Origin of the sequence: Halomonas sp. ISL-56 (assembly GCF_018612805.1) — a bacterium.
In the GTDB taxonomy this organism is placed as follows: Bacteria; Pseudomonadota; Gammaproteobacteria; order Pseudomonadales; family Halomonadaceae; genus Vreelandella.
This window is the reverse complement of sequence record NZ_JAGGRO010000006.1, coordinates 1-17955: the sequence shown is the minus strand read 5'-3', so window position 1 is coordinate 17955 and position 17955 is coordinate 1. Positions and strand designations below refer to the sequence as shown.

Sequence of the window (17955 nt, the reverse complement as noted above, 5' to 3'; positions counted from 1 at the left end):
GCTTGGAACCTAGCCAGCGGAGCAGCTCCGTGAGTGATGACGATACGATCCCTTTATACGCATTGGTATTTGACTTCGATGGCGTTGTTCTCGACTCTGCAACCCTAAAGCGCCAGGCGTTTGCCGACGTATATCGTCAGGCGCCTGAAAGCCAGTATCGCGCCGTTGTGGCTTACCTCAGCCGCCGCGGTGGCCAGCCTAGAGAGGTCAAGTTTCGCCATATTGAAGAGCATATACTGGGCAAGCCAGCCAGTAACGCCCGTATCCAGGCGCTTTGTCAGCAATTTAAAGCCAGTGTCGAAGAGCGTTTACTAGCCGCACCGCCAATTCCTGGAGCGCTAGAATTTTTAAGTGGTTGGCACAACCAACGTCCGCAGTATCTGCTCTCTGCCACACCCGAACAGGAACTCAAGGCTATTGTGGCGCAGCGCCAATTGGCGCTTTACTTTAAAGAAGTTGTGGGCGCGCCCCCGGATAAAGCCACGGGTTTACGCAACTTACTCACCCGACACCAGCTGGCAGCGAAAGCCACCGTTATGATTGGCGATTCGTATAATGACTATCGCGCCGCACGCTCAAACGGAACGCTTTTTGTTGGTGTCACCGCGAATCCCGCTCAATCCCCTTTTCCAAACGATGTCGTCACGATTAAAGATCTATGCACATTGGTTCAAGCGCTCAACCTTCTATAGCGAGCAGCGCATATATGTTCGCTATTCGAACAATATGCTATATTGGTCTTTTAAATTTACGCCTATTCCGATGAGTGGACACCGATGGAAGAGCAGCTTCTGGATGAAATGTTAACCCCCGATGACCGCGACTTCGTAACAGCGCTGGCGAGCGGCCTGGAAGTGATTTTAGCCTTTGATGAAAGTCACCCACGCATGACGCTTAGCGAAGTGGCCGCGCGCACGGGCATGAACAGGGCCAAGGCCCGACGCTTTCTGCTCACCCTGCATGCGTTAGGCTATGTACGCAAACAGCAGCGTTACTTTGAGCTAGCGCCGCGGGTGCTTCAACTGGGCTACTCGTTTTTGTCCGCCAATAATTACCGCAGCGCTATTCAGCAGTATCTGGAGGAGATCACCAACGAGTGTGGCGAGTCATCCTCTTTAGGCGTGCTGGATGGCGATGAGGTTATCTATGTAGCCCGTTCAGCGGCGCGCCATAGACTAATGGCCATTACGCTATCCGTAGGGACTCGCTTGCCAGCAGCACATACTTCAATGGGACGCGTTCTGCTCGCTCAATTGTCAGAAGCGGAACTGGAAGCCTACTTGGAGCGGCTGACGTTAGAGCGCTATACCGATAAAACGTTTACCACCAAAAGTGAGCTTAAAAAGTGTATTCACAAGGCGCGCCAGCAAGGTTACGCCATCGCCGATCAAGAGCTGGATTCAGGCTTACGCTCGCTGGCAGTTCCGGCCTTTGATGCCAATGGCAAACTATTGGGCGCTATCAACATTAGCACTAATGCTGCACGTATCGATTTAGATACGCTACTGAAAGAGTACTTGCCGCTCCTACAGTCAAAAGCCCGCCTAATTCGCACCACTATTAGCTGCTAACCCGCCAGGTTCACCAGCGCCTGTTCAAGCGATGTTTGCTGGCGCTGGGTATATAGCTCGATTTCATCGATGACGGCTCTGCCCAGGGCCTGCTCAAACGCCTGCTGGCTTGCGCTGCTGGCATAGTTATCATGACTGCTTCCACCCAGGTTGGATTGAAAAATACCGGCCGCACTTACGGGCAAGAAATCTTCATAAATCATGGGGGTAACTCTGAGGGCGCCTTGTTCGATCAAGCTCTCCACCCGCTCAACTGAAACCGGCCCTTGCACAGAGGCTCCCGGAACTGCTTGGTAGTGGAAAAAAGCCAACCTCTCACGGCGCAGCGTAGCGTAATCATCGGGAAATGCTTTAAACACATCCGATAAATGCGCTTGATGAGCGTCATTATCCACTGCCATAGGTGCATTTTCCTTGGCGGAGGCTAGCAGACGATCATAAAGCTCACGCCCTTTAGCGGTTAACGCAATACCGCGCTGTTCAATTTCGCCAAAGCGGGCGGTGTGCTTACCCTCAACAGCGTCCGCGAATGCGATGGTCTCTTCCAGTGCTTTAAAACTGGTTTGGCGCAACAGTATCGGGCAATCGCGACGCGGCGGGCCTTCAATAGTCGCTTTAGGGTCAATGCCCACACTGGGCATACGCCGCTGCACGTCATCAATATCCAGCGTTCTCGGCGTTAGGTGGTTAATGTGCGGGCCACGGAAGCAGACCACATCAGCGATTAAGCGGTGTTCGGCGTGCAAACGCTCATAGGTCGCCAAATCGACCGTGGCGTTGTCGTGCCAGCGAAACGTTTCCAACGCTTCCTGCACAAACTGCTCGGCATCCTCGGCACTTAGGCCGCCCTGTTGCTCAAAACGCTCAACCAGTGTTTTGACGTTGGCAGTGAAGATATCGCGGGCCTTTAAAATTTCACTCGCCTGCTCTCTGAGCTCCGCTTTTTCAATCAACTCAAGGCGTAGTAACGAGGTAAACACACGAAATGGATTACGCTTAAGCGCACTATCCTCCACCGGCCGAAACGCCGTGGAGTGAACCGGTACGCCCGCCGCGGCTAGATCATAGTAGCCTACCGGTTCCATACCCATTACGGCGAACATGCGCCGCAGCATGGCTAATTCGTTTGGGCTACCCACTCGAATAGCGCCGTGGCGTTCAACGCTGATACGTGCCAGCTCATCGCTGGTTTGCAATTCACTATTTAGCCTGGGGTTTGCGGCTAATACCGTTTGGTTAACCGCCTCAACCAGCGACAGCAAGGTGCCGTATTGGGGTACCTCTTGCTGATACATTGCCGACATCGCGCGGGAAAACTGGTCGCGAATTTCATCACTGCTAACGTAAGTTGAACTCATCGGGCTATCCTGTTTGTAAACGGCTATAGCGGCCCATATAAGGGTGGTACCTACATAGTAGCGCTATCGAGGCATTAACAATTTCACTTTTTCCGCGCCTTGCTACAAATAAAAGCCATTTAAAAGCCGCCCTCAGCGCTTAACAGCCAAGCTTCTTAGCCTGTTATATTAGCGCTTGATCTTGTTGACGTAGGCTGGCACTCATGACGCTTCCTCTTTATCTAGGCTTGCCCATGTGGGCCAATCAAGACTGGTTGGGCAACCTTTATCCACGCCACGCTAAAACTGAGCTGTTAACCGATTACGCCGCGGTGTTTTCCAGCGTTGAGGGCAATACTACCTTTTATAGCGGCACGCCAAAGCCAGAAACTATTGCTGCCTGGGCGCGCCAAGCACCACCCCACTTTCGCTTCTGTTTTAAATTACCTGCCAGCATCACCCACGATCAGCGTTTAACGCGCTTGGAAGACGCTTGGGCATTTTTAGCGGCGCTAGAACCGCTTCATGATCGCTTAGGGCCAACCATGGTGCAGTTGCCGCGGGATTTTGGCCCTCAAGAGCTTCCCCAACTTGAAGCGCTGCTTAAAGCTTGGCCTGCCCATTTGCCTTGCGCGGTCGAGGTTCGCCACCCTGAGTTTTTCCACAAAGGGGCCGCCGAAACGGCCCTCAACCGCCTGTTGATAACTTATTCAGCCAATCGCGTGATGCTTGACGTGCGCCCGCTCTTCTCGACTCCGGCAAATAACCATTTGGGCTTGGCCCACGCTCAGCAAGAAAAGCCGAAACTCCCGCTACACGTGCTTTCCACGGCAAATGTTCCTGTCATTCGTTTCATTGGCCATATTGACAAAACGATTAATAGCAGCTACTTCACCGCCTGGAAAGACCGCCTAAAGCTGTGGATAAATCAGGGGAAAACCCCTTTCTTATTTGTGCATACTGCGGATAACCGCGAGTCTCCCCACATGGCTCGCATCCTCTATAACGCGCTAGGAGAAGTGACGCCATTACCCCCACTTGCCCCCTTCGCCGGTGAAAAGCAAAGCCAGCTGTTTTAGACCGCTTTTTTAGGTGAGCTAACTGGCATGCTTGCTTTCGATCAGATAAATTGCGTTTACTTTCGGAAAAGTACGCTGGCAATGACTCATTTTTCCGAAAAAACGGTGTATCGCACCGAAAAACTCATTACAACTGATTAAAAGAAGGTGTGTCATGGCAAAACTTGCACACGCACAATGGTCATCGCGCATGGCCTTTGTGCTGGCCGCCGCTGGTTCAGCGGTAGGCCTGGGGAATATTTGGCGGTTCTCTTATTTGGTTGGTGAAAGCGGTGGTGCCGCTTTTGTGCTGGTCTATCTTGCCTGCGTGGCATTGGTCGGGGTGCCCATTCTGCTTTCTGAGTGGATGATTGGCCGACGCGGCCAGAAAAACCCCATCGACAGCATGAAGGATCTCGCCCATCAAAGCGGTAAGTCTAAGGGGTGGGCACTGGTCGGTATCAGCGGCGTAGTCGCCGGCTTTCTGATCCTGTCTTTCTACAGTGTGATTGGCGGCTGGTCGCTTAACTATACGCTGAGCTCGGTCATTGGCACCTTCAGCGGCCAAAATGCCGAAAGTATTGGCGAGATCTTCAACGGAATGCTTGCAAGCCCCGGCACGCTGCTGCTCTGGCACAGCGCCTTTATGCTACTGGTTATCGGCATCGTTGCCCGCGGCGTGACCAAGGGACTTGAGAGCGCCGCGCGCTCGTTGATGCCTGCGTTGGTCATTTTGATGCTGATTTTGGTGGGTTACGGAATGACCACCGGCCACTTCGGTGAAACCTTAACGTTTATGTTCAGCCCTGACTGGGGCGCGCTGAATGGCGGCGTGGTGCTTGCGGCCATGGGCCAGGCGTTCTTCACGCTGTCACTCGGGATGGGCATCATGATGGCCTACGGCTCGTACCTTGGCGAAGACGTCAATCTGCTGAGCACAGCGCGCACGGTCATCATTATTGATACCGCCATTGCGCTGCTTGCCGGTTTGGCTATTTTCCCCATCGTCTTTGCTAATGGCTTGAGTGCCGGCGAAGGCCCGGGGCTGATCTTTGTCACCCTGCCTATCGCGTTTGGCAATATAACTGGCGGCGCCATCCTGGGACTGATGTTCTTCCTGCTGCTGACTTTTGCCGCGTTAACCTCAGCGATCTCATTGTTGGAACCCACCGTCGCGATGCTTGAAGAGCGCACTCCGCTGTCGCGCATTCCAGCAACCTTGGTTAGCGGTATTTGCGTGTGGCTATTGGGTGTTGCAGCGCTGCTGTCGTTCAACCTGTGGTCTGACGTTGTATTCTTCGGGCTGAATATCTTTGACTTGCTGGATACCTTCACGGCGAAAATTCTACTCCCGCTTACCGGACTGGGAGCCGTCGTATTTGTCGCGTGGTGCCTGGATCGCAAGAGCGTTGAGGAAGAACTGGCGCTGTCTGCAACAGGGCTCATCGTGTGGAACATTGTGGCACGCTTTATAGCACCGATCGGCGTTATCGTGGTGTTCCTCGCCGGTATTCTTTAATACGGGTCTGCTCGGCTCTTTGGATTCTAGAGCCGAGCGCCTATTAGCATGCTTTAAAACGGCTAGATCTCATATCAGGCATTGCCACATGGCAATGTTCTCAGTGCCGTCTCAGTGCAACTCGCTCTCTTGCCGATCTTCATCGGGTAAGGGGGCGATATCCCGCGATAACTTCTGAAACTCTCGATGCAGCTCAATACCCCGCCGCGCCCTTAAGCTACGTTGGGCTGCGCTGCGCTGGCGCTGAGCGTGCTCATCCACTTCCATACTCATAAAGATATCGAGCAATTCGCTTTTAACCGAGGTGATTCGTTCGACGTTTCTCATAATCGACGTTCCTCCAGATGAATATGCCTTCGTCCACCTGCATCCGTGACGACTGTTATGATGCAGTGCGGCACTTCAATTATTACTATAACCTACTTGACAAAATGATGACTATTCCTAAAAAAGGGGGCTAACGGCCTTTAAACGCTATACCTAACGTCGTTATCAATGCCCATTTGCGCCACCAGTCAGGCATACTGTGACCAATGCCAACGAAGCCAAGTGTGCTAGAAAGCCAAGGAGCTGTGAACGTGAGTCGCGCCCTGTTCGATGAAATGAGACGCCGCATGGAGCACTTTCGACGCTCCGAGCAAAAAGTGGCGCGGTTTGTACTGCGCAACCCCGAAGAGGTTATCCACATGCGCATTGTGGATCTGGCCACCGAAGCCACCGTTAGCGAACCTACCGTGGTGCGCTTTTGCCGTGCGCTGGGTTGCAATGGCTTTCAGGACTTCAAGCTACAGCTAGCGCAAATGCTGGCCAGCGGCAGTCAGTTCGCGCAGTTCTCCATGAACGATAGCGACTCGGTCGCTGAGTTTTCCCACAGCATCTTCGACTCGACGGTGGGCACGCTGCTCTCGGTTCGCGACCGGCTGGATAACGATGCCCTGGGCCGTGCGGTAAATGCCCTGGCGATGGCCAATCGGGTTGAGTTCTATGGCTTTGGGGCTTCCGGCGCTGTGGCCTTTGATGCCCAGCACAAGTTTTTCCGCCTACAAATTTCCACCTCTGCCTACGCCGATCCGCATATGCAGAATATGTCGGCGGTGACGTTGAACGATGGCGATGTCGTTGTGGCCATTTCCCAAACCGGCCGCACCAAAGCGCTGGTTGCCAGCGTGCGCTTGGCCCGTGAAGCGGGCGCGACGGTGATTGGCCTGTGCCCCAGCGGCTCGCCGCTGGCCGAAGAAGTCAGCCTGCCGCTGTATATCGATGTCCATGAAGATACCGAGATCTATACCCCGCTTAGCTCACGCATTGCACACTTGGTGCTAATTGACGTGCTTGCCGTCGGCGTGGCCAAAACCCGCGGCCCGAAACTCGCCGAACAGCTTAAAGCGGTTAAAAAGAGCCTTAACACGCTGCGCTTTCCTGAAGAATCCTAGTCTTTGCCTATACCGAGGGCAGGTTGTAGCGAGGGTCTTTTGACAGGGATGTCAAAAGTAGCGCCCACGGATGGGTTCACAGCGCCCTCGCGGAAACCTGCCCTCGCACAGAGGCGAGAAGATTGCCACACCTGTATACACAGCCAGTTTGCTGGCTGTGCTAGACTAGCCGCCTATTTTTTGATCCGGCAGCGGCTACTATGGACGACGTCACGGCGATTCTCGATCAGCTCAACTCCGCCCAGCGCGAAGCAGTGAGCGCCCCCCAAGGTAATCTGTTGGTGCTCGCAGGCGCTGGCTCCGGTAAAACCCGCGTGCTGGTGCATCGCATCGCCTGGCTGATGCAGGCGGAAGGGCTGTCACCCTACGCGCTGCTCGCCGTCACCTTTACCAATAAAGCCTCAAAAGAGATGCGCACGCGCCTTGAGGCGCTGCTGAGCCTCTCAATGCGCCATGTATGGGTGGGCACCTTCCACTCTATCGCCCACCGCCTGCTACGCACACACTGGCAGGACGCCAAGCTGCCGCAACACTTTCAAATCATCGACTCCGACGATCAGCTACGCCTGGTCAAACGGCTGCTGAAAGATTACTCCATCGACGACGAGCGCTACCCGCCGCGCCAAGTGCAGCACTTTATCTCCGGTTGTAAGGAAGAGGGGCTGCGCCCCCACCAGGTTAATGTCGACGGCGATGCCTACATGGGCCAGATGGTCGAGCTCTACGAGCGCTACCAGCTCACCTGCGAGCGGGGAGGTCTGGTCGATTTCGGCGAGCTGCTGCTGCGAAGCCTCGAGCTACTGCGCGATAACCCGACACTTCTGAAGCACTACCAGGAGCGCTTTGGCCACGTACTGGTGGATGAGTTTCAGGATACCAATACACTGCAATACGCCTGGCTAAAACTGCTCACCGGAATGAAGACGCCGATGACCGCGGTGGGCGATGACGACCAGTCGATCTACGGCTGGCGCGGCGCCAAGGTGGAGAACATCAGCCGCTTTGAGCAGGAGTTCCCGCAAACCTACACCGTTCGGCTTGAGCAGAACTACCGCTCCACCAGCGCGATTCTGGAAGCTGCTAATACGCTGATCAGCCATAACAGCGAGCGGATGGGTAAAAACCTGTGGACTGACGGCATCGAAGGCGAGCCGATCTCGATCTACGCCGGGTTTAACGACCTGGAAGAAGCCCGCTATATCGTTGATACCATTAAAGAGAAGGTCGACGAAGGCTTCAACCGCCGCGATATCGCGATTCTTTACCGCTCCAACGCCCAGTCGCGGCTGCTCGAAGAGACGCTGATTCGCCAGGGCATGCCCTACCGGATTTACGGTGGCCACCGCTTTTACGAGCGCCTGGAAATCAAAAACGCCCTGGCCTATTTACGCCTGATGCTCAACCGCGATGACGACGCCTCGCTGGAGCGGGTGATTAACGTGCCCACCCGCGGCATCGGTACGCGCACGGTGGAGATTGTCCGTCTGCGCGCCCGTGAGCAGGGCATTCAGCTGTGGCAGGCGCTCCACGATTCAATTAACGACGGCTCCTTGAAAGGGCGCGCCGCCAATGCGGTTCAAACCTTCGCCAATCTGATTGAGCAACTCGATAACGATGCTTCCGGCATGGCGCTGCACGAGATTATCGATCACGTCACCGTGCATACCGGTTTGATTGAGCATCACAAAAGCGAACGCGGCGAGAAAGGCCAGGCACGGGTGGAAAACCTGGAAGAGCTAGTCACCGCTGCCCGCGCCTTTACCCATGGCGATGTGTTTGAAGCGCCTGAGGCGGGCGAAGGCATGGCGGCACTGGAAGCGTTTCTTTCCGAAGCGGCCCTTAACGCTGGCGACCACGAAGCCGAAGAGTTTGAGGATAGCGTCCAGCTAATGACGCTGCACTCGGCGAAGGGCCTGGAGTTCCCCGTGGTGTTTATTGCCGGTGTCGAAGAGGGCCTGTTTCCGCATAAAATGTCGCTGGAAGAACCGGGCAGGCTCGAAGAGGAGCGGCGGCTCTGCTACGTGGGCGTCACCCGCGCCATGCAGAAGCTCTACCTGACCCACGCCGAAACCCGTCGTTTACACGGCAAAGAGGTGTTCCCGCGACCGTCGCGCTTTCTCCGCGAGCTGCCGCCCCACCTGATGGAAGAAGTCCGCCTGCGGGGGCATATTTCCCGACCGGTCACCGCGTCGCGCACCTCCTTTGCCCAGCAAAGCGTCGAGGGCAGCGACGACCTACCCAGCTTGCACGTCGGCCAGGGGGTTGAACACCCGGTATTTGGCGAAGGGATTATTCTTAACGCGGAAGGCGAAGGCGCCCGCGCCCGAGTACAAGTCAGCTTTGAAGGCGAAGGCGTCAAATGGTTAGTCCTCGGCTTTGCCAAGTTGACGCCGCTCTAAGGCGCAAGCGCTTGGTGTTGAGGCCAATGGCTTGCCGATTAAAACCCGCTTAGCGCATACTGGCGGACGGACACTGCGCTTTTTTGCGCGCTGACAAAAAAATCCTATAATTTCCGGAGTTTTGCTCGCCATGCAACGCCGTAACTTCCTAAAAACCGTCGGCCTGGGTGCCGCCGGTGTCGCTGCTGCCCCTTTTGTAACCACCTCTAGCGCGCGCGCTCAAGAGACCTATACCTGGGACATGGTCACCTCGTGGCCAAAAAACTTTCCCGCCCTGGGCACCGGAGCGAATGACTTCGCCCGCCGGGTAGAGCAACTTTCCAATGGCCGCATGCAGATCCGCGTCCATGGTGCGGGTGAACTGGTACCCGCCCTGGAAGTGTTCGACGCCGTGGCTGCCGGAACCGCTGAAATGGGTCACTCCGCCTCTTACTACTGGCGCGGCAAAGTGGCTGCTTCGCAGTTCTTTACCGCCGTACCGTTCGGCATGACCACCACCGAAATGAACGCCTGGTTGTACCATGGCGGTGGCCAGGAGCTGTGGGATGAGATCTACGCCAATCACAACCTGAAGCCGTTTGCCGTGGGCAATACCGGCACGCAGATGGCAGGCTGGTTCAAGAAAGAGATCAACTCGCTAGACGATATGCAGGGGCTGAAACTGCGTCTGCCTGGCTTGGCAGGTGAGGCGATGAACGGCATCGGCGTGAGTACCGTCAATATGCCGGGCTCGGAAATCTTTACCTCATTGCAAACCGGTGCACTGGATGCCGCTGACTGGGTTGGGCCGTATAATGATTTGGCGTTTGGTTTGCACCAGGTAGCTGACTACTACTACACCTCGGCTTGGAACGAGCCCTCTGCGGTACTCGAAGGCACGATCAACCTGGATGCCTGGAATTCGCTGCCGGAGGATCTGCAGGACGTGATCCGCGAGGCCGCACGCGCGTCTAACATGGCCATGATCAGCGAATTTGCCTTCCGCAACGCCCAGGCGCTGGAAGCGCTGGTCGATGAGCATGGCGTTCAACTGCGTACTTTCCCCGAGGATGTAATGGCGGCGCTTTATACCTCGTCGTTGGAAGCCATCCAGCGTCAGGTCGATAGCGACGAAGAGTCTCGCCGTGTTTACGAGTCTTATTCTGCTTTCCAGAAGCTGCTGCGTCCGTTCAGCGATGTGGGTGAGTACGCCTACCTCAAGAACCGCGATAACGTTGAGGGCTAAAGCGTTAGGCTAAACGACAAGCACGGCCAAAGGGCGCACTAAGCGCCCTTTTGCTATTTAGGGCGGGGTTTTGATGGTGGAACTAGTCGCTATGCACCGCGCGTATGCGGCCATTATCGTCCAATGCGACCATCACAAAGCGCGCTTCAGTGACTTTCTGACGCTCTTCTATACGCTGCCCATAGGGCGGACGCACCCAGACCTCTACGTCAATTTTGATCGAGCTATGGCCAATCTCTTGTACCTGGGTGTAAACGCTGACCATTGAGCCCACGCGCACCGGGCTTAGAAAGTCCATGGCCTCAATCGCCACAGTCGCCGTGCGGCCACCCGCTTCACGCCCAGCTGCCAGCTCGGCCGCTTGATCCATCTGGTTGACCAGCCAACCTCCGGGTATATCACCATAAAAATTGGTATCTTGGCGGGAAGCCAGTAATTTTAAAGTAAGCTGCCCTTGCGGGGCGGGAGCGTCGTCCAAATCGGTTTCCAAAAGAGTCATGAGTTCGTCGCTTAGTCAGTTTATTGTTGTAAACGTTGCAGGGCGTCACGTTGTTAATGGCTGTTGCTGCATCGCAACACCAGTGAATGGATTCAGTTAACCATAAGAGGACGCTTGTTTGAATACTCCTGTGCATACTCTTTCAACGCATCGTAGCTCTTCTTTACCTCGACAGCACTTCTTGTTGCGCTGGGTAATAACGCTTCTGGTACTGGTGGCCCCCCTGGCCTGGAGTCAACCAGCCGCTATGAGTGGCACCTTGGGCGCGGTGGGCTCCGACACCATGGCGGGGCTCATGCTGCGCTGGGGCGAAACCCTGACTACTCGCTATCCAGAGGTAAAGCTGCAATTTCAAGCCAGCGGCTCGGCCAGTGCGCCCACGGCGCTGGTGGCAGGCACCACCCGGCTTGGCCCAATGTCTCGCCCGATGACGGCTGACGAGCGCGATAATTTTATTGAGCGCTATGGCTACCCGCCGCTGGAATTAAAGGTCGCCCGTGATGCACTTATTGTGGTTGTACACCGCCACAACCCGCTTCGCACGCTAACCCGCCAGCAGGTCGATGCGATTTTCTCCACCTCTCGCGCCTGCGGTGGTGAAGCACCCATTAGGCGCTGGGAGCAACTCCCGGCGACCCGTGACTGGTCATTTGGCCATATTGCGCTGCATGGGCGTAACCTTGCCTCAGGTACCCACGGGCTATTTCAAGAGCGGGCATTATGCGGTGGTCAATTTCGCAACGATATCAGCGAACACCCTGGCTCATCGGCGGTGGTCGCCGCAGTGGGCGAATCCGCCAATGCGATGGGCTACGCCGGGTTTAACCACCTCACCCCAGCCGTGCACGCCTTAAGCCTCTATAACGATGAAGGCACCGCCATACCGCCCGATGAAGCGTCTGTACAAAGCGGCGATTACCCGTTGTCACGCTACCTTTATCTCTACGTAAACCAGCCACCGGGCGAGACGTTGCCGCCACCCGAGCAGGCATTCTTAAGGCTGATTCTATCCGAGGAGGGTCAACAGATTGCTCGTGCGTCCGGTTTTGTTCCGTTAACTCAAACGGTTATTCGCGAGCAGCAAAAGCGCCCTTAACGCTCAATAAAGGTGGTCAACCACTGTCATCTAACTGACACATAATTGTTTTAGGGTAAGGGGTTAATCTATGGAGTGTTTTCACGTCGCTCTTTTTTCACGACTCGTTTTTTCACGGCACACTTGTTCAATACCTATTGATCCGTTCTGTGATCACCTCGGTTTTGCCATGATATCGACATGACCCTACCTCGGCTAAACTCTTCTCGCCAGCCGTTACGGCTGCTGCAGGATCGCGTGGCTACCGGTTTAATTACTGCGGGTGGCGTGGGCGTGCTGCTGGCAATTCTGGCGATCGGCGTTTTTTTGGTGTGGGAAACCCTGCCGCTGCTAGCGATTGGCGATACCTTGGCGCTGGCTAAGCTCTCGCCACTGGCCTGGGGCACCCTCAAAGCCGCGCTAGCTGCACTGCTGTTCGCCATTCCCGTGGCCTTGGGTGCAGCCATCTACTCTGCACTGTTTATGTCAGCGCGCCTGCGTTCGCGCATCAAGCCCGCGCTCGAAATGATGGAGGCTATCCCCGGTGTGGTGGTGGGCTTTATTGCCGGGCTTATTTTGGCGCCTTGGGTAGAACGTCATCTCGCCAGCGCGTTAGTGCTGATTATTTGGCTCCCGCTCAGTGCTGCGCTGGCCGGTTTACTCTGGCAGTTGGCCAAAACACGCCTGCGCCGCCGCTTACCGCTCTCCTGGGCGGGCCTCTGGCTGATTCCCTGGCTCGCTTTCATGGTGGCGATAGCGCTATGGCTTGCACCATGGTTAGAGCTGCATTGGTTAGGCGGTGACCTACGCCAATTGCTCGACCAGCGCTACGGCATGGATTACGCCACCCGGAACGCGCTGATCGTCGGCATTGCCATGGGGTTTGCGGTTATCCCCAGCATCTACTCACTGGCAGAAGACGCGCTGGCAGATGTGCCCCCGACCCTAATAGAGGGCGCCCAGGCGCTGGGTGCCAGCCGCTGGCAGGCGTTATGGAAAGTGGCACTGGTGGCAGCGGGCCCTGGTATCTTCTCGGCGATAATGATTGGAGCGGGCCGGGCGGTGGGCGAAACCATGATAGTGCTTATGGCCAGCGGCAATACTGCCCTGTTTAGCGCCAGCCCCTTTGAGGGAATGCGCTCCATGGCCGCGGCTATCGCCATCGAACTACCTGAAGCGTCACCCGGCGGTCAGACCTACCACCTGCTGATTTTGGCCGCGCTAGTGCTGTTTATATTTACGTTCTTGGTTAACACCCTGGCCGAGGTCGTCCGCCAACGCTTGCGCCGCCGCTACCGTCAGATAGGAGGCACACTATGACCTCTGTCTCGGCCAACTCGGCCTCTCGCCGACCTCGTTTTAGCCAGATAAATGACTTGTGGCCCTGGCTATGTGCCGCCAGCGTAGCGCTTTCCCTGCTGATGCTGGGCGCGCTTCTCACGCTACTGTTAGTACGCGGGTTAGGGCACTTTTGGCCCGCCTCGCTGGAAGAGGTCACCCTTAGCTCAGGTGAAACTTTTGCTGGCCAAGCCGTACGCGAGGTCGCGTTGCCCCAACAAACAGGGGATGAACGCCTCTACTTCACCGGCAACCAGGATATCGATGGCGCTCGCTGGCGCTGGGTGACCATCGAGCAAATTGTCGAGCGCGCCCAGCCAGCCGACCTGATACGCATTGATCGCAGCCCCTGGGGCGACTTTATTGGCCGGCTAGAAGCCATTGAGCAAGGTGACCAGCGCTGGGAGGGAGAGGCTGCTTGGCAGCAGTTGACGGCGCTCTTAGCGCTTCCCGCTAACCAGCGCCAGGCGGGCCAACTGCTGCTTACCAGCGTGGATGGCCACACCCTGCGCCAACCACTCGCTAGCGTAGTTAGCGCTCAAGCGCCCAATGCCATGAGCGGGTGGCAGAAAGCCCGTGCCTGGGGAGAGGGTGTTTGGCGATTTTTAAGCGAAGGCCCACGGGCGGCCAATACCGGTGGTGGCGTATGGCCGGCTATTTTTGGCACCGTACTGATGGTGATTTTAATGTCGGTGATGGTGACCCCATTCGGGGTGCTGGCAGCTATTTATCTTAATGAAATCGCCCATCAAGGACGGCTAACTCGCCTCGTGCGCATCGGCGTACGTAATCTGGCGGGCGTGCCGTCGATTGTGTATGGGGTATTTGGCTTGGGGGTGTTTGTATATGGTATTGGCGGCTCGCTGGATGAGTGGTTCTTTAGCGATACGCTGCCTTCGCCCACCTTTGGCACTGGCGGCCTGCTATGGGCGTCACTCACCCTCGCGCTGCTGACCCTACCGGTGGTGATTGTGGCCACAGAGGAGGGCCTGGCGCGCATTCCCGAAGCTCAGCGTGAAGGTGCCGTGGCGCTCGGCGCTACGCGCTTAGAAATGCTCACCCGCATCGTGCTGCCCATGGCCGCCCCGGCGATGCTGACAGGGGTCATCTTGGCGGTCGCCCGCGCGGCCGGTGAAGTGGCGCCGTTGATGCTTGTGGGAGTCGCCAAACTAGCGCCTCAGATGCCCATCGATGGTGAGTTTCCTTACCTGCATTTAGAGCGCAAGTTTATGCACCTTGGCTATCATTTATTTGATACCGCCTTTCACGGCGAGGATGTGCAGGCCGCCATTCCACTGGTTTACGCCACGGCGCTACTTTTAGTATTAATTGTGCTGATGCTTAACCTAACTGCCATATTTCTGCGTCATTATCTTAGCCGTCAACGGGGAAACGAATGCTAGCGTCATTACATTCAGACAACACCTCTCAGGCATCAGTGGCGCACTTTACGTCCGAGCACAGCTGCCTGAGTATCGATCACTTTAGCCTCGCCTACGCGGGGAAAGAGGCGTTACGCGACTTAACCCTCAGCGTTCCGCGGCATCGTGTAACCGCCTTCATTGGTCCGTCGGGATGCGGTAAGTCGACGCTATTAAGGGCGATTAACCGGCTGCACGATCTCAATGAGTCGGTCACCCACAGCGGTCAAATCACCCTGGAAGGGCAGGATATTCATGACCCTCAAATGAATGTCACCGAGCTACGGCGGCGTGTCGGGATGGTATTTCAAACACCCAATCCCTTCCCCATGTCGATCTATGAAAACGTTGCCTTTGGCCTGCGGCTGCAGCAGCGCCTGCCTAAGCGCAAAAGGGACGACATTATTGAGTGGGCTTTAACCTCCGCCGCGCTATGGGATGAAGTAAAAGATCGCCTGCACCGTTCCGCCTGGCAGCTTTCGGGTGGTCAGCAGCAGCGCCTGGTCATCGCCCGCACCTTAGCCGTTCAGCCCGATGTGCTGCTGCTGGATGAACCTGCATCAGCACTCGACCCCATATCAACCCTCAAAATTGAGGAGTTGATCCGTAACCTTAAGTCGGAGCTGACGCTGGTACTGGTCACCCATAATATGCAACAAGCGGCGCGCGTATCGGATTACACCGCCTTTTTGCATCAAGGTGAGCTGGTGGAATACGGGCCTACCGATCAAGTCTTCACCAACCCCCGTTTGCAACGCACCGAAAACTACATCACCGGCCGCATCACCTAGGCCTTAGCGACTGAACCGTCAGGAGTGCTCCATGGATATTACTAGCGACTCTCACAGCCAGCATATCTCTCGCCAGTTCAACCAGGAGCTGGAAGAGCTGAAAACCCACCTGATGGCCATGGGTGGTCTGGTGGAAAAACAAGTGCAGGACGCCGTCTTTGCCCTACTGGAAGGCGACACTCGCCTAGCCGAGCAGGTGCGTGACAATGACCGGCAGGTCAACGACCTGCAGCTGCAAATCGACGATGAATGCACCCGGGTACTGGCGCGCCGCCAGCCTGCAGCGTCTGATTTGCGTCTGGTGCTGGCCGTTATCCGCGCCACCTCTGACCTTGAGCGCATTGGCGATGAAGCCAGCAAGATCGCCCGCAATGCACTGTTACTGAGCGAAAACACCAGCACCATTCGGGGTTTGGTAGAGGTGCGTCACATTAGCGAGCACGTGCGTAAAATGCTCCGCGATGCGCTCACCGCCTTTGCCCGATTCGATACCGATCTGGCTATGCAGGTCGTGCGCGAAGACCAGCTAGTTGACGACGAGTACAGCAGCGCGATGCGCTCGTTAATGACCTTTATGATGGAAGACTCGCGTTCGATTACATCAGTACTCAGCATCATGTGGGTGCTGCGCGCGCTGGAACGGGTAGGTGACCACGCCGACAACCTCGCCGAGTACGTGGTTTATCTCGTCAAAGGCCTGGATATTCGCCACAGCGACACCGACGACCTGGATCCGAAGGTGCTAAAAAAGTCTTGACCTGATACGGGTTTCCTCCTGCAATACGTCCAGGCTGCCAAGCGGCCTGGACGTTTGAATCACGAGGAGCTCCCCCCAAATGCTGGATGCTGTCACTGCGCTTAGCCGAGGTACACGCTGTGTGTATCGACCGGGTATGCGCCGCTATATTTTCCTGCCGATTTTAGTCAACCTGATTGTCTACGTGAGTATGTTCAGCTTTGTGCTCAGCCGCTTCGATGGCTGGTTGGCTCATTGGATGAACATGGTTCCTGCCTGGCTTGATTGGCTAGCGTGGCTTATCTGGCCCCTGTTTGTGATCAGTCTGTTAGTGGTGGTGTTTTTTACCTTCACGCTGATTACCAGCCTAATTGCCGCGCCTTTTTACGGCTTTTTAGCCGCGAAAGTTGAAATCCAAGCCACTGGCCGTGAGCCCATTGATGACCGAGGTCTGGCCAAAACAGCCATCGATGCGGTGGGCCGTGAGTTTGTTAAGCTCGCCTATATTCTGCCGCGTGCCGCCGGCCTGTTTGTGATTAGCTGGATTCCAGGCGTCAATTTAGTTGCCCCGCTACTGTGGGCGCTGTTTTCCGCCTGGGTGATGGCCATCACCTATTTGGATTACCCCATGGATAACAACAAGGTAACGTTTGCCGATATGCGGCAACGGCTAGCCAAGTGCTGGTGGCAAAGTCTCAGTTTTGGTGGGCTGGTCACGCTTATCACCTGGATTCCGCTGGCCAATCTATTTCTGATTCCCGGCGCTGTCGCGGGTGCTGTACTGCTCTGGGATGACCACTATAGAGACGGCATGTAATGATGCAAATAATGACGCACGTGGCATCACGTCGCAGTAAGCGCTTATTACCCAGGCTAAGTCGCTTTGCTACCTTTACGTTTTAGCTAAATTACCCTCCCTTCAATAAACAATAAGGAATAAACGCATGTTAAAACCGATGGCTTGGCTGGGTGGCGTGCTCGTGATGGCCGCCATGTCTATTTCAATGGCGTCTGGAGCACTCGCCCACGACGTGCGAACAGACGCTCTGCGCATTGCGCACTCCTTCGCCACCCCCACCCCACCGGGCGCTGAAAACGGCGCCGCTTATGTGGATATCACCGCCTTTTCAGACCCCGTCACCCTGATTGGCGCCAGCAGCCCTGCAAGCAACAATGTTGAGCTGCACAATATGCAAATGGACGGCGATATGATGCAGATGCGGCATGTGGATGAAATTCATGTCGAGGCTGGAGAAACCATTAGCATGCGCCCTGGCGGCGGCTTTCACTTAATGTTGCTTGGATTAACCGAGCCGCTAAAAGAGGGCGAGCGGTTCCCGCTCACCCTCACCTTTGCGGAACAGGGTGATGTGGACATTGAAGTCTGGATTCAAAGCGCCCAAGAAGGTAGCGAAGCAGCTGATGGGCATCATCACTGATGCCGGTTGCTTTTAATACATAGCAAATAACACATAGCAAAAAACCCCGCCAAATGAACTGCACCCCAAAAGTTGGACACTCCTCCAACGATTGGGGTGTTTTTCATGGCGAAA

17 protein-coding genes are annotated in these 17955 nt (G+C 55.8%); 14 read left to right on the top strand and 3 right to left on the bottom strand.

What is annotated here, in order from left to right:
* Nucleotides 1–29 precede the first annotated feature (29 nt).
* Together J7J49_RS05210 and J7J49_RS05205 are read left to right on the top strand one after the other, a co-directional pair.
* Nucleotides 30–692 carry an HAD family hydrolase gene (locus J7J49_RS05210; RefSeq protein WP_064234004.1) on the top strand — a complete coding sequence of 221 codons (663 nt, stop codon included), beginning with the start codon at nucleotides 30–32 and terminating at the stop codon, nucleotides 690–692.
* A gap of 84 nt (nucleotides 693–776) precedes the next feature.
* The gene (locus tag J7J49_RS05205; RefSeq protein WP_064234005.1) at nucleotides 777–1571 is read left to right on the top strand and encodes an IclR family transcriptional regulator domain-containing protein; all 795 of its coding nucleotides are present in this window, start codon (nucleotides 777–779) and stop codon (nucleotides 1569–1571) included.
* Here the strand turns inward: J7J49_RS05205 and hglS are convergent.
* Complete coding sequence (gene hglS, locus J7J49_RS05200; protein ID WP_215090780.1) at nucleotides 1568–2929, bottom strand: 2-oxoadipate dioxygenase/decarboxylase HglS; 1362 nt, start codon at nucleotides 2927–2929, stop codon at nucleotides 1568–1570. The two genes, J7J49_RS05205 and hglS, sit on opposite strands and share 4 nt — an antisense overlap.
* Before the next feature lie 203 nt (nucleotides 2930–3132).
* Here hglS and J7J49_RS05195 point away from each other — a divergent pair, with 203 nt between their 5' ends.
* Together J7J49_RS05195 and J7J49_RS05190 are read left to right on the top strand one after the other, a co-directional pair.
* Nucleotides 3133–3987, top strand: coding sequence for a DUF72 domain-containing protein (locus tag J7J49_RS05195; RefSeq protein WP_215090778.1), 855 nt, complete (start codon nucleotides 3133–3135; stop codon nucleotides 3985–3987).
* Nucleotides 3988–4141: 154 nt separating this feature from the next.
* Nucleotides 4142–5485 (top strand): sodium-dependent transporter, encoded by a 1344-nt coding sequence (locus J7J49_RS05190; protein ID WP_215090776.1) that lies wholly within the window; start codon nucleotides 4142–4144, stop codon nucleotides 5483–5485.
* A 111-nt stretch (nucleotides 5486–5596) separates the two neighbouring features.
* On the opposite strand, the gene J7J49_RS05185 is transcribed toward J7J49_RS05190, so the two are convergent.
* Nucleotides 5597–5812, bottom strand: coding sequence for a PA3496 family putative envelope integrity protein (locus J7J49_RS05185; RefSeq protein ID WP_022521120.1), 216 nt, complete (start codon nucleotides 5810–5812; stop codon nucleotides 5597–5599).
* A gap of 251 nt (nucleotides 5813–6063) precedes the next feature.
* Between J7J49_RS05185 and hexR the strand changes: the two genes are divergently transcribed.
* The 3 genes from hexR to J7J49_RS05170 all read left to right on the top strand — a co-directional run bounded on the left by hexR (nucleotide 6064) and on the right by J7J49_RS05170 (nucleotide 10542).
* The gene (gene hexR / locus J7J49_RS05180) at nucleotides 6064–6918 is read left to right on the top strand and encodes a transcriptional regulator HexR (RefSeq protein ID WP_022521119.1); all 855 of its coding nucleotides are present in this window, start codon (nucleotides 6064–6066) and stop codon (nucleotides 6916–6918) included.
* 200 nt (nucleotides 6919–7118) lie between these two features.
* Nucleotides 7119–9317: a DNA helicase II gene (gene uvrD, locus J7J49_RS05175; protein ID WP_215090774.1), complete on the top strand. Its 2199-nt coding sequence runs from the start codon at nucleotides 7119–7121 to the stop codon at nucleotides 9315–9317.
* A gap of 130 nt (nucleotides 9318–9447) precedes the next feature.
* A complete protein-coding gene (locus J7J49_RS05170; protein ID WP_064234010.1) occupies nucleotides 9448–10542 on the top strand; it encodes a TRAP transporter substrate-binding protein in 1095 nt (364 codons plus the stop codon).
* Between the two features lie 82 nt (nucleotides 10543–10624).
* Here the strand turns inward: J7J49_RS05170 and J7J49_RS05165 are convergent, their stop codons facing one another.
* Nucleotides 10625–11041: an acyl-CoA thioesterase gene (locus J7J49_RS05165; protein ID WP_064234011.1), complete on the bottom strand. Its 417-nt coding sequence runs from the start codon at nucleotides 11039–11041 to the stop codon at nucleotides 10625–10627.
* A gap of 247 nt (nucleotides 11042–11288) precedes the next feature.
* On the opposite strand from J7J49_RS05165, the gene J7J49_RS05160 reads away from it, so the two are divergent.
* The 7 genes from J7J49_RS05160 to J7J49_RS05130 all read left to right on the top strand — a co-directional run bounded on the left by J7J49_RS05160 (nucleotide 11289) and on the right by J7J49_RS05130 (nucleotide 17841).
* Complete coding sequence (locus tag J7J49_RS05160) at nucleotides 11289–12137, top strand: PstS family phosphate ABC transporter substrate-binding protein (RefSeq protein ID WP_121499368.1); 849 nt, start codon at nucleotides 11289–11291, stop codon at nucleotides 12135–12137.
* A 180-nt stretch (nucleotides 12138–12317) separates the two neighbouring features.
* The gene (locus J7J49_RS05155) at nucleotides 12318–13436 is read left to right on the top strand and encodes an ABC transporter permease subunit (RefSeq protein WP_215090772.1); all 1119 of its coding nucleotides are present in this window, start codon (nucleotides 12318–12320) and stop codon (nucleotides 13434–13436) included.
* Nucleotides 13433–14857: a phosphate ABC transporter permease PstA gene (gene pstA / locus J7J49_RS05150; RefSeq protein ID WP_064234013.1), complete on the top strand. Its 1425-nt coding sequence runs from the start codon at nucleotides 13433–13435 to the stop codon at nucleotides 14855–14857. Before J7J49_RS05155 ends, pstA begins: the two co-directional genes overlap by 4 nt.
* On the top strand, nucleotides 14851–15666 hold the full coding sequence (gene pstB / locus J7J49_RS05145) for a phosphate ABC transporter ATP-binding protein PstB (RefSeq protein ID WP_064234014.1): 816 nt from the start codon (nucleotides 14851–14853) through the stop codon (nucleotides 15664–15666). Before pstA ends, pstB begins: the two co-directional genes overlap by 7 nt.
* Before the next feature lie 31 nt (nucleotides 15667–15697).
* On the top strand, nucleotides 15698–16423 hold the full coding sequence (gene phoU, locus J7J49_RS05140) for a phosphate signaling complex protein PhoU (protein ID WP_064234015.1): 726 nt from the start codon (nucleotides 15698–15700) through the stop codon (nucleotides 16421–16423).
* 79 nt (nucleotides 16424–16502) lie between these two features.
* Nucleotides 16503–17219 carry a sulfate transporter CysZ gene (gene cysZ / locus J7J49_RS05135; protein ID WP_215090770.1) on the top strand — a complete coding sequence of 239 codons (717 nt, stop codon included), beginning with the start codon at nucleotides 16503–16505 and terminating at the stop codon, nucleotides 17217–17219.
* Nucleotides 17220–17346: 127 nt separating this feature from the next.
* A complete protein-coding gene (locus tag J7J49_RS05130; RefSeq protein WP_251048159.1) occupies nucleotides 17347–17841 on the top strand; it encodes a copper chaperone PCu(A)C in 495 nt (164 codons plus the stop codon).
* Nucleotides 17842–17955 lie beyond the last annotated feature (114 nt).

Excerpts from the sequence above, each read along its gene's own strand:
- uvrD (WP_215090774.1), top strand. The coding sequence starts at position 7,119 with ATGGACGACGTCACGGCGATTCTCGATCAGCTCAACTCCGCCCAGCGC.
- phoU (WP_064234015.1), top strand. The coding sequence starts at position 15,698 with ATGGATATTACTAGCGACTCTCACAGCCAGCATATCTCTCGCCAGTTC.
- J7J49_RS05195 (WP_215090778.1), top strand. The coding sequence starts at position 3,133 with ATGACGCTTCCTCTTTATCTAGGCTTGCCCATGTGGGCCAATCAAGAC.
- pstB (WP_064234014.1), top strand. The coding sequence starts at position 14,851 with ATGCTAGCGTCATTACATTCAGACAACACCTCTCAGGCATCAGTGGCG.
- pstA (WP_064234013.1), top strand. The coding sequence starts at position 13,433 with ATGACCTCTGTCTCGGCCAACTCGGCCTCTCGCCGACCTCGTTTTAGC.
- J7J49_RS05130 (WP_251048159.1), top strand. The coding sequence starts at position 17,347 with ATGTTAAAACCGATGGCTTGGCTGGGTGGCGTGCTCGTGATGGCCGCC.
- J7J49_RS05190 (WP_215090776.1), top strand. The coding sequence starts at position 4,142 with ATGGCAAAACTTGCACACGCACAATGGTCATCGCGCATGGCCTTTGTG.
- J7J49_RS05170 (WP_064234010.1), top strand. The coding sequence starts at position 9,448 with ATGCAACGCCGTAACTTCCTAAAAACCGTCGGCCTGGGTGCCGCCGGT.
- J7J49_RS05160 (WP_121499368.1), top strand. The coding sequence starts at position 11,289 with ATGAGTGGCACCTTGGGCGCGGTGGGCTCCGACACCATGGCGGGGCTC.
- J7J49_RS05185 (WP_022521120.1), bottom strand. The coding sequence starts at position 5,812 with ATGAGAAACGTCGAACGAATCACCTCGGTTAAAAGCGAATTGCTCGAT.
- hglS (WP_215090780.1), bottom strand. The coding sequence starts at position 2,929 with ATGAGTTCAACTTACGTTAGCAGTGATGAAATTCGCGACCAGTTTTCC.
- J7J49_RS05165 (WP_064234011.1), bottom strand. The coding sequence starts at position 11,041 with ATGACTCTTTTGGAAACCGATTTGGACGACGCTCCCGCCCCGCAAGGG.
- J7J49_RS05155 (WP_215090772.1), top strand. The coding sequence starts at position 12,318 with ATGACCCTACCTCGGCTAAACTCTTCTCGCCAGCCGTTACGGCTGCTG.
- J7J49_RS05205 (WP_064234005.1), top strand. The coding sequence starts at position 777 with ATGGAAGAGCAGCTTCTGGATGAAATGTTAACCCCCGATGACCGCGAC.
- cysZ (WP_215090770.1), top strand. The coding sequence starts at position 16,503 with ATGCTGGATGCTGTCACTGCGCTTAGCCGAGGTACACGCTGTGTGTAT.